This is a genomic window from Streptomyces nanhaiensis (genome assembly GCF_046614825.1).
GTDB classification, from domain to species: domain Bacteria; phylum Actinomycetota; class Actinomycetes; order Streptomycetales; family Streptomycetaceae; genus Streptomyces; species Streptomyces radiopugnans.
On the sequence record NZ_JBKJFM010000191.1, the window covers coordinates 1 to 9,600 of the forward strand.

7 protein-coding genes are annotated in these 9,600 nt (G+C 75.7%); 2 read left to right on the forward strand and 5 right to left on the reverse strand.

What is annotated here, in order from left to right:
• The 4 genes from ACLIYP_RS27190 to gndA all read right to left on the reverse strand — a co-directional run.
• The coding region (locus ACLIYP_RS27190; protein ID WP_412715749.1) for a DEAD/DEAH box helicase at window positions 1–1,431 on the reverse strand (1,431 nt) is incomplete at its 3' end.
• Between the two features lie 286 nt (window positions 1,432–1,717).
• Window positions 1,718–1,921 carry a cold-shock protein gene (locus ACLIYP_RS27195; RefSeq protein ID WP_093656524.1) on the reverse strand — a complete coding sequence of 68 codons (204 nt, stop codon included), beginning with the start codon at window positions 1,919–1,921 and terminating at the stop codon, window positions 1,718–1,720.
• Between the two features lie 290 nt (window positions 1,922–2,211).
• A complete protein-coding gene (locus ACLIYP_RS27200; protein ID WP_412715750.1) occupies window positions 2,212–3,378 on the reverse strand; it encodes a S1 family peptidase in 1,167 nt (388 codons plus the stop codon).
• A 233-nt stretch (window positions 3,379–3,611) separates the two neighbouring features.
• Window positions 3,612–5,069 carry an NADP-dependent phosphogluconate dehydrogenase gene (gene gndA, locus ACLIYP_RS27205; protein WP_412715751.1) on the reverse strand — a complete coding sequence of 486 codons (1,458 nt, stop codon included), beginning with the start codon at window positions 5,067–5,069 and terminating at the stop codon, window positions 3,612–3,614.
• 168 nt (window positions 5,070–5,237) lie between these two features.
• Between gndA and ACLIYP_RS27210 the strand changes: the two genes are divergently transcribed.
• A complete protein-coding gene (locus tag ACLIYP_RS27210; RefSeq protein WP_412715754.1) occupies window positions 5,238–6,113 on the forward strand; it encodes an alpha/beta fold hydrolase in 876 nt (291 codons plus the stop codon).
• Window positions 6,114–6,204: 91 nt separating this feature from the next.
• Here the strand turns inward: ACLIYP_RS27210 and ACLIYP_RS27215 are convergent, their stop codons facing one another.
• Window positions 6,205–7,938 carry a bifunctional 3'-5' exonuclease/DNA polymerase gene (locus ACLIYP_RS27215; protein WP_412715752.1) on the reverse strand — a complete coding sequence of 578 codons (1,734 nt, stop codon included), beginning with the start codon at window positions 7,936–7,938 and terminating at the stop codon, window positions 6,205–6,207.
• A gap of 230 nt (window positions 7,939–8,168) precedes the next feature.
• Here ACLIYP_RS27215 and ACLIYP_RS27220 point away from each other — a divergent pair, with 230 nt between their 5' ends.
• Window positions 8,169–9,341 (forward strand): acyl-CoA dehydrogenase family protein, encoded by a 1,173-nt coding sequence (locus ACLIYP_RS27220; protein ID WP_412715753.1) that lies wholly within the window; start codon window positions 8,169–8,171, stop codon window positions 9,339–9,341.
• The last annotated feature ends 259 nt before the right edge of the window (window positions 9,342–9,600 follow it).

Below are 9,600 nucleotides of genomic sequence, written 5' to 3' on the forward strand. Positions count from 1 at the left end.
CCGGCCCGAGGCGCCGCCCCGGCCCGAGGCGCCGCCGCGGGGCCGCTGGGGCCGCTGAGCCCGCTCGGCGGGCGGCGCGGCGAGGACCACGGGAACGCCGGAGGGCTCCTTCGCCCCGGTGATCCGGACGAGCTCCTCACCGGTGGAGCGGACCGGGGTGACCAGGGGCGACACACCGGCGGCGGCCACCATCCGGTCGACCTCGCGGCGCTGCTCGGGGGTCACCAGTGTCACGACGCTGCCGGACTCGCCGGCCCGTGCGGTACGGCCGCCGCGGTGCAGGTAGTCCTTGTGGTCGGCGGGCGGATCGACGTTGACCACCAGGTCGAGGTTGTCGACGTGGATCCCGCGGGCGGCGACGTTGGTGGCCACCAGGACCGTGGCCTGCCCGTCCTTGAACTGCTCCAGCGTGCGGTTGCGCTGGTTCTGGGACTTGCCCCCGTGCAGCGCGCCGGCCCGCACCCCGCTGGCCAGCAGCCTTCTGACCAGCCGGTCCACCGCGCGCTTGGTGTGCACGAACATGATCACGCGCCCGTCGCGGGCGGCGATGCGCGTGGCGACGGCGTTCTTGTCGTCGGTGCTCACCCGCAGGATGTGGTGCTCCATCGTGGTGACGGCGCCCGCCGGGGGGTCCACGGAGTGGACCACCGGGTCGGACAGGAAGCGCCGCACCAGCCGGTCCACGTCGCGGTCCAGGGTGGCGGAGAACAGCATTCGCTGGCCGTCGGGGCGCACCTGGTCCAGCAGGGCGGTGACCTGCGGGAGGAAGCCCATGTCGGCCATCTGGTCGGCCTCGTCCAGCACGGTGGTCCGCACCTCCTCCAGCCGGCAGTCGCCGCGCTCGACCAGGTCTCTCAGCCGCCCGGGGGTCGCGACGACCACCTCGGCGCCGTTCCTGAGCGCCGCGGCCTGGCGGCCGATGGACAGGCCGCCCACCACGGTGGCCGTCCGCAGCCGTACGGCCTTCGCGTACGGGGCGAGGGCGTCGGTGACCTGCTGGGCCAACTCCCGGGTGGGAACGAGCACCAGGGCCAGCGGGTGGCGCGGCTCGGCGCGGTGCCCGGCGGTGCGGGCGAGCAGGGCCAGCCCGAAGGCGAGGGTCTTGCCCGAGCCGGTCTGCCCGCGGCCCAGGACGTCACGGCCGCCCAGCGAGTCGGGCAGGGTGGCCGCCTGGATCGGGAACGGCGCGGTGACGCCCTCGCGCCCCAGGGTCTCCAGCAGCACGGCGGGCATGTCCAGCTCGGCGAACGAGGAGGCCGGGGGCAGGCCGGGCGTGCCGGCCGGCGCCATGGGCTCCTCCCGGCGCGGGGTGCCTGCGCGGCCGTGGGCCGCCTTCTGCGCGGGGACCCGCGCGGGGGCCTGGGAACGGGAGGGGCGGCGTCGGCCGGGGCGTGGGGAGCGGGTGGAACGGGTTCCGGAATTCTGGTTCACGCGGGGTGTGACCTTCCTCGGGGCGGCGCGTGCCGGGGAGGCTCCGCAGCGCGTGAGCGGGCGGAGAGTCGCGGGAACGAGCCGGTGAAAGAGCGGATCGCGCTGCTGCGCGGAGAAAGCCGGCCCAACGGGCCGGCGGGGGCGTACGGCGGTGCGGCGCGGTGGCGGCGCGGTGCGGCGGTGGCCGGCCGCGGCCGGAAGGCGGCACGAGCCGGGGCCCGCACCCTGTGGTGCGGGCCCCGGCTTCTGGTGGTGCTGCGCGTCGCGTTCGCCGAACGCGGCGGGGTCAGGCGGGGAGGATGTTCTCCGCCTGCGGGCCCTTCTGGCCCTGGGTGACGTCGAAGGTGACCTTCTGGCCCTCGTGGAGCTCGCGGAAGCCCTGGGTGGCGATGTTCGAGTAGTGCGCGAAGACGTCGGCGCCGCCGCCGTCCTGCTGGATGAAACCGAAACCCTTTTCCGCGTTGAACCACTTGACGGTGCCAGTAGCCATACTTTTTCTCTCCTCCAGATAGGCGCAGTGCAGGAAGTCCGCACTGTGCGGACTTCCTTGTCGCCGCAATGAGACCCCGCCGGAAGAGCCGGAAAAACAAAGGCGCCTGAAGGTCACAAACCGTCAGGCGCGCACAAAGTTCATGGGTACCAAAACTGCAACGTGGTCCAACGTAACACAGATCCGCCCCGGGCGGCGGCGGAAGACGGCCGGGGGCGACGAGAGGCCGCCCGGCGCGGCCGGGCGGCCTCTGCTCCGCGCACCCCCGGGCGCGGCGTACGAGGAGGGTGTCAGGCGGTGTGCAGCGTCAGGCCGTACACCGACAGGATCTCGTTGACCGGCTGGAACCAGGTCTCGCCGCCGCCGGAGCAGTTGCCCCAGCCGCCCGAGGTCACGCCCTGGGCCTGGTCGCCGCTGACGAACGAGCCGCCGGAGTCGCCGGGCTCGGCGCAGACGCTGGTCTTGGTCATCTGGTGGACGGCGCCCTGGCTGTAGTTGACCGTCTCGTTCTTCGCCAGCACCCGGCCGCAGTGCCAGCGGGTCGTGGAGCCGGAACGGCAGATCGAGGCGCCGACCGGGGCCTCGGCGGAGCCGCGCACCAGGACGTCGGGCACCGTCCCCCAGCCCAGCACCACCGGGACGGTCCACCAGCCGTGGCCCGTCCTCACGAAGGCGTAGTCGTTGCCGGGGAAGGACGAGCCCTCGAAGGTGCCCATCTGGGAGCCGTCCCAGCCGCGCACCGACGCTCCGGCCGACCCGCAGTGCCCGGCGGTGACGAAGCCGCCGTGCACCGAGAAGCCGATGGAGCAGCGGGCGTTGCCGGTGTAGTACGGGTCGCCGCCGACGACGCCGGCGGCGAAGGTGCGCGGCGCCCCGCCGGTGCTCTCGCGGACCTCGACCGGGCCTGCCTTCCGCGCGGCGGCCAGGAAGCCGCGCACGGCGGTGTCGTCCCCGGCGCCCTCCACGAGCTCGACCACCACGCTGTTGGCGCGGGGGTCGACGTACCAGCCGCTCACCCCCTCGGGAGCGGCCTCGCGCTCGGCCCGGGCGTCGATCCGGTCCTTGGCGGCGTCCAGTTCCCTCGCGCTGTGCTCGACCACCCGGGCCCGGGCGCCCGCCTCCCGTACGGCGTCGGCTCTGCCGGGGGCGGTCACGCCGACGACGAGCTCGCCGGTGCGGGCGTCGAACCAGGAGCCGGCGAAGGCGGCGCCCGCGGCCCGCTCGGCTCCGGGCGCGGCCTCCATGGCCGCCGCCTCCTGCCGCAGCCGCTTCCGCGCCTGGCCCTCGGTCAGTCCGAGGTCGCGCTCCATGGCGTCCACCAGTTCCTGGGCCGGTGCGCCGGCGCTGGGCTCCGCCGGGGCGGGCGAGGCGGAGGCGAGCCCGCTTCCCGTGGCGGTCAGGGCGCCCAGCGCGAGCAGCGCGGACAGACCCGCGCGCACGCCGATCCTGCGTCGCATGACGGTTGTTCTCCTTCTGTCGGCTCTACCTGGTGAGGTCGAGGTGGGGTCGGACAGGGGAGACATGAGAGCGCTCTCAGGTCTGGTCCAGGAGAGCGTAGAAGGGATCCGAGGTCATGTCCATACCAATGCTGCGGACGGCCCGGCGCCCTCGCCGTACGAGGACGCCGGGCCGCCGGACGGACCGCCGGATCACCTGATCACAGGGTCACCGGACCTCCGGACCGCCGGGCTCAGCCGCCGGTGCGGACCTCGGAGCGGTCCAGCCCCCACAGGGTGTGGTAGGAGCCGGGCCGGTCGGTGCGCCGGTAGGTGTGGGCGCCGAAGTAGTCGCGCTGCGCCTGGACGAGAGCGGCGGGCAGCCGCTCGGCGCGCAGGGCGTCGTACGAGGCCAGCGCCGCCGACAGGCCCGGCGCGGGGACGCCGTGCCGGACGGCGGTGGCCACCACCTCCCGCCACGCCTCCTGCGCCCGGCCGGTCTCCTCGGCGAACTCCGGGTCGGCCAGCAGTGTGGGCAGCTCCGGATCCGCGGCGTACGCGGCGCGCACCCGGTCCAGGAAGGCGGCCCGGATGATGCAGCCGCCGCGCCAGACGGCGGCCACGGCTCCCAGGTCGACGCCCCAGCCGTACTCCGCGCTCGCCGCCCGCATCATGTTCCAGCCCTGGGCGTAGGAGGTGATCTTCGAGGCGTACAGGGCCTGCTCGACCCGGTCCGCGAAGTGCTCGGCGTCCCGCTCGCCGAGCGGGGGCCGGTGCGGGCCCGGCAGGCCGGCGGCGGCCCGGCGCAGCCCGGTGTGCCCGGACAGGGAGCGGGCGAAGACCGCCTCGGCGATGCCCGAGACCGGAACGCCCAGGTCCAGGGCGGTCTGCACCGTCCAGCGGCCGGTGCCCTTCTGCTCGGCGGCGTCGGCGACGACGTCGACGAAGGGGCGCCCGGTGGCGGCGTCGGTGTGGGCCAGCACCTCGGCGGTGATCCCGACGAGGTAGGAGTCCAGGGGGCCGGTGTTCCAGGCGCGGAAGACCTCGGCGATCCGGGCCGGCCCGTACCCGGCGACGGTGCGCAGCAGGTCGTACGCCTCGGCGATGAGCTGCATGTCGGCGTACTCGATGCCGTTGTGCACCATCTTCACGAAGTGCCCGGCGCCGTCGGGCCCGATGTGCGCGGTGCAGGGCGTGCCGTCGGGGGCCTTCGCGGCGATGTCCTCCAGCAGCGGGCCGAGCGCGGCGTACGCCTCGTCCGAGCCGCCGGGCATGATGCTCGGCCCGTGCAGGGCGCCCTCCTCGCCGCCGGAGACGCCCGCGCCGACGAAGTGGACGCCGCGCCCGCGCAGCGCCTCCTCGCGGCGGCGGGTGTCGGCGAAGTGGGCGTTGCCGCCGTCGACGACGATGTCCCCCGGCTCCAGCAGCGGCGCGAACTCCTCGATGACGGCGTCGGTCGCCTCGCCCGCCCTGACCATCACGATCACGCGGCGCGGCCGCTCCAGCGCGGTGACGAACTCCCGGGGCGTGCGGGCGGGCACGAAGTCGCCCTCCCGGCCGAACTCCTCCACCAGCTCCGCCGTCCTGGCGCCCGTGCGGTTGTGCACGGCGACGGTGTAGCCGTGGCGGGCGAGGTTGCGGGCCAGGTTGCGGCCCATGACGGCGAGTCCGGTGACGCCGATCTGCGCGGTGCCGCTCGTGGTGTGGCTCATGGTGTGGCTCCTCGGAACGCGGGGAACGCGGGGACGGTCGGGCAGGGCCGCGACGGTGCGGTGTACCCCGGGTACGCCGCCGTGACCCCCGAAGGCCCCCGTGCGCGCCCGTCCGGCGCACCGGACGGGCGCGCACGGGGAGAGGACGGGGCGGTGGAGGGAGCGGGTGTGTTCGAGGGGTTCGAGCTGGAGCGGATCGACGTGGGCGAGGTGGTCCTACGGGTGCGCCACGGCGGCTCGGGACCGCCGGTGCTGCTCCTCCACGGCCATCCGCGCACCCACGCCACCTGGCACCGCACAGCACCCCTGCTCGCCGACGCCCACACCGTCGTCTGCCCCGACCTGCGCGGCTACGGCCAGTCCTCCAAACCGCCCACCGACGACGGCCACGCCCCGTACTCCAAGCGGGCCATGGCCCGCGACTGCCTGGAGCTGATGCGGCGCCTGGGCCACCACCGCTTCGCCGTCCTCGGCCACGACCGGGGCTCCTACGTCGCCCACCGGCTCGCGCTGGACGCGCCCGAGGCCGTGACCCGCCTCGCGGTCGGCGACTGCGTCCCCATCAGCGAACACCTCGCCCGCTGTGACGAGCGCTTCGCCCGCGCCTGGTACCACTGGTTCTTCTTCGCCGTCCCGGACAAGCCCGAACGCGCCATCCTCGCCGACCCCGCCGCCTGGTACGGCGGCTCAAAGGAGGCGATGGGCTCCGAGGCGTGGGAGGACTACCAGGCGGCCATCCGGAATCCGGCCACCGTGCGGGCGATGCTGGAGGACTACCGGGCCGGGCTGACCGTGGACCGCCGCCACGAGGAGGCCGACCGGGCCGCGGGCCGCCGCATCACCTGCCCGGTGCTGGTGCTGTGGTCGGAGAGGGACGACCTCGGCGACCTCTACCCGGACATCCCCGGCATCTGGCGCGGCTGGGCGGACGACGTCACCTGCGGCACGATCGACAGCGGCCACCACATGGCCGAGGAGGCGCCCGAGCAGCTCGCCGGGGCGCTGCGCGCCTTCCTCGCCCCGGAACGGGCGGGGGCGGCCTGAGTCCCGGAACGGGCGGGGGCGGCCCGGGAGCCGGAACGGGGGCGGGAGCGGGGGCCGGAGGCCACGGCCGCCGTACGGCCGCTGCCTCCGCTCACTTGGCGTCCGCGTAGCACTCCACCACGGCCGTGGTGAACGGGAAGCGCACCGGGGTCTCGCCGAAGGCGGCGCGCCCCGCCCGCTCGCCCGCCGCCCGGACGGCCTCCACCACCGCCTCCGCCTCCCGCTCGGGGCAGTGCACGATCACCTCGTCGTGCTGGAAGAACACCAGCTCGGCGCGCATCCGGGCCAGGGACTGCCGCAGTGCGGCCAGCACCAGCAGCATCCAGTCGGCCCCGCTGCCCTGCACCACGAAGTTGCGGGTGAACCGCCCGCGGGCCCGGGCCGCGTCGCCCGCCGGACCCTCCGCGCCCGCCTCCGGCGGGCCGACCCCGCCGTCCCCGAAGTCCGCCTCCCGGGCGGCCGCGGGCGGACAGGTGCGCCCCAGCCAGGTGCGCACCAGGCGGCCCTCCTCGCCGGCCCGCGCCGCCTCGTCCACGTACGCCACCGCCGCCGGGTAGCGGCGCCGCAGATCCGCCAGGTGCCGCAGGCCGTCCCCCGAGGTCTGCCCGTACACCGCGCCCAGCAGCGCCAGCTTGGCCCGGTCCCGGTCACCGCCGAACGCCCGGTCCGACAGCACCGAGTACATGTCCCGGCCGCTTCCGGCCACCTCCATCAGGCCCCGGTCGCGGGAGACGGCGGCCAGCACCCTGGGCTCCATCTGGTCGGCGTCGGCGACCACCAGCCGCCACCCCCGGTCGGCCACCACCGCGCGCCGCACCACCTTGGGGATCTGCAGCGCGCCCCCGCCGTTGCTCGTCCAGCGGCCCGTGACCGAGCCGCCGGGCACGTACTCGGGACGGAAGCGGCCGTCGCGCACCCAGGTGCGCAGCCAGGACCGGCCGTGCGCGGTGTGCAGCCGGTACAGCGTCTTGTGGCGCAGCAGCGGGGCGACGGCCGGATGGTCGACTTTCCGCAGCTCCCACGCCCGGGTCGAGGACAGCCGGATCCCGGCCCGCGCGAACGCCCTGACCACGTCCGCCGGCAGGTCGGGCCGCACCCGCACCCCCGGCCCGAAGGCGCGCGAGACCTCCTCGGCCAGCTCCGCCAGCCGGACCGGCTCGCCGCCCGGATAGCTCTCGCCCAGCAGCTCCCGCAGCAGTTCCCGGTGGACGTCCGCCCGCCAGGGCACCCCCGTGCGGTTCATCTCCGCCGCCACCAGCGTCCCCGCGGACTCCGCGGCCAGCAGCAGCCGCATCCGCTCCGGGTGCCCGGCCGCCTCCACCCGCCGCAACTGGTCGGCGTACACCTCCAGCAGGGCGGCGAGCGGGTCCGTGCCCGGCGGCAGCGGCACCGGGCCCGGCGCGAACAGCGAGGGCTGCTGGTCGGCCGCGGGCAGCGGCGGGTCCTCCGGCACCGGGGCCCGGTGCAGCCGCGCCCAGGCCGCCGCCAGCGAACGCGGCTCGCCCCACCGGCCCTCGTGGCCCAGCAGCAGCGCCTCGCACGCCTCCGTGTCGTGGCACCGCTCCACCCGCACCCCGGCCTCCAGCAGCCGCGGATACACCTGCGCCGTCGACCGCCACACCCACCGGGTGACCGAGCCGGACGCGGTGCGCTCCGCCACGGCCCGCGCCACGTCCGGTTCGGCCGCCACCGGGCCCGCCGCGCGCCCCCGCCCGTCCAGCGGGCACAGCAGGGCCGTGCCCTCGGCGGTCACCGCGACCGCCCAGCGCACCGCGTCCTCCCGTTCCCGTCCGCCCCTGGGCCCGGGGCCGTGGCCGTCCCGCATACGGTGGAGTGTGGCAGCGGGGACCGACAACCCGGCGGCCGGCCGGCGGCGGGGCTCCGCCCCGCGGTGACGCCGGGCCGCCGATCGGGCATACTCCAATCGCCACAGCCGCTGGTCAGCCGCTCTCGCAACCCGAGGAACGGCATCGGCTGGGACCACCACTTCCCGGTGGCGGCGCCCCACCCCGAGCGCCCGCCGCCGCAGCCCCCGACAGGGAGGAGAGCGCCGCGATGACCCAGTACGGCCCCCAGCCGGTGGAACGCCGGATGCCTACCGAGGAGGCCCACGATCTCCTCACACTGGTGCGCGAGCTGGCCCAGCGCGAGATCCGGCCGGCCGCGGCCGACGAGGAGGAGTCCGGCCGCTTCCCCCGCGAGACGTTCACCCTCCTGTCGGAGTCCGGGCTGCTCTCGCTGCCCTACGGCGAGGAGTTCGGCGGCGGCGACCAGCCCTACGAGGTGTACCTGCAGGTCCTGGAGGAGCTGGCCGCGGCCCGCCTCACCGTGGGCCTGGGCGTCAGCGTCCACACCCTCGCCTGCCACGCGCTCGCCCACTACGGCTCCAAGGAGCAGTGCGCGGAGCACCTCCCGGGGATGTTCACCGGCGGGCTGCTGGGCGCGTACTGCCTGTCCGAGCCGTCCTCCGGCTCCGACGCCGCGGCGCTGCGCACCCGTGCCGTCCGCGACGGCGACGACTGGGTGCTCGACGGCACCAAGGCGTGGATCACCCACGGCGGCATCGCCGACTTCTACACCGTCATGGCCCGCACCGGGGAAGAGGGCCCGCGCGGCATCACCGCCTTCCTCGTCCCGGGCGACGCCGAGGGGCTCAGCGCCGCCGCCCCCGAGCGCAAGATGGGGATGGGCGGGTCGCCGACGGCGCAGGTCCACTTCGACGGGGTGCGCATCCCCGACAGCCGCCGGATCGGCGAGGAGGGGCAGGGCTTCACCATCGCCCTGGACGCCCTCAACTCCGGCCGGCTCGGCATCGCCGCCTGTGCGATCGGGGTCGCCCAGGCGGCCCTCGACGAGGCACTGGCCTACACGGCCGGGCGCGAGCAGTTCGGCCGCCCGGTCTCCGACTTCCAGGGCGTGCGGTTCATGCTGGCCGACATGGCCACCCAGATCGAGGCCGGACGCGCCCTGTACCTGGCCGCGGCCCGGCTGCGCGACGCCGGGGAGCCCTTCGCCCGGCAGGCGGCGATGGCCAAGCTGTTCTGCACGGACGCGGCCATGAAGGTCACCACCGACGCGGTGCAGCTCCTCGGCGGCTACGGCTACACCCGCGACTACCCGGTCGAGCGCCTGATGCGGGAGGCCAAGGTGCTGCAGATCGTCGAGGGCACCAACCAGATCCAGCGGGTGGTCGTCGCACGCCACCTGGCGGGGCCCGAGAGCCGCTGAGGACATCGGCGGTCCGCGCCGCCGGACGGCCCCGGGCGCGGACCGCGGGCCCCGGACCGCGTGCTCCGGACCGGGGGGCGGCGGTGTGCCCGTATCCGCCCGCGCCGGACTCCGGCTCGTTTCCCCGGAGGCCGGCACGGCTCGGGAGCCGGCTCGGCGGGCCCGCGCGGCCTTTCCGCCGCCCTTCGGCGGGACGTGTGCCGACCCGTCGGCGCCGCCGGGTCCGGAGAGACCGGTGACGGTCCCGTCCGGTCGCGGA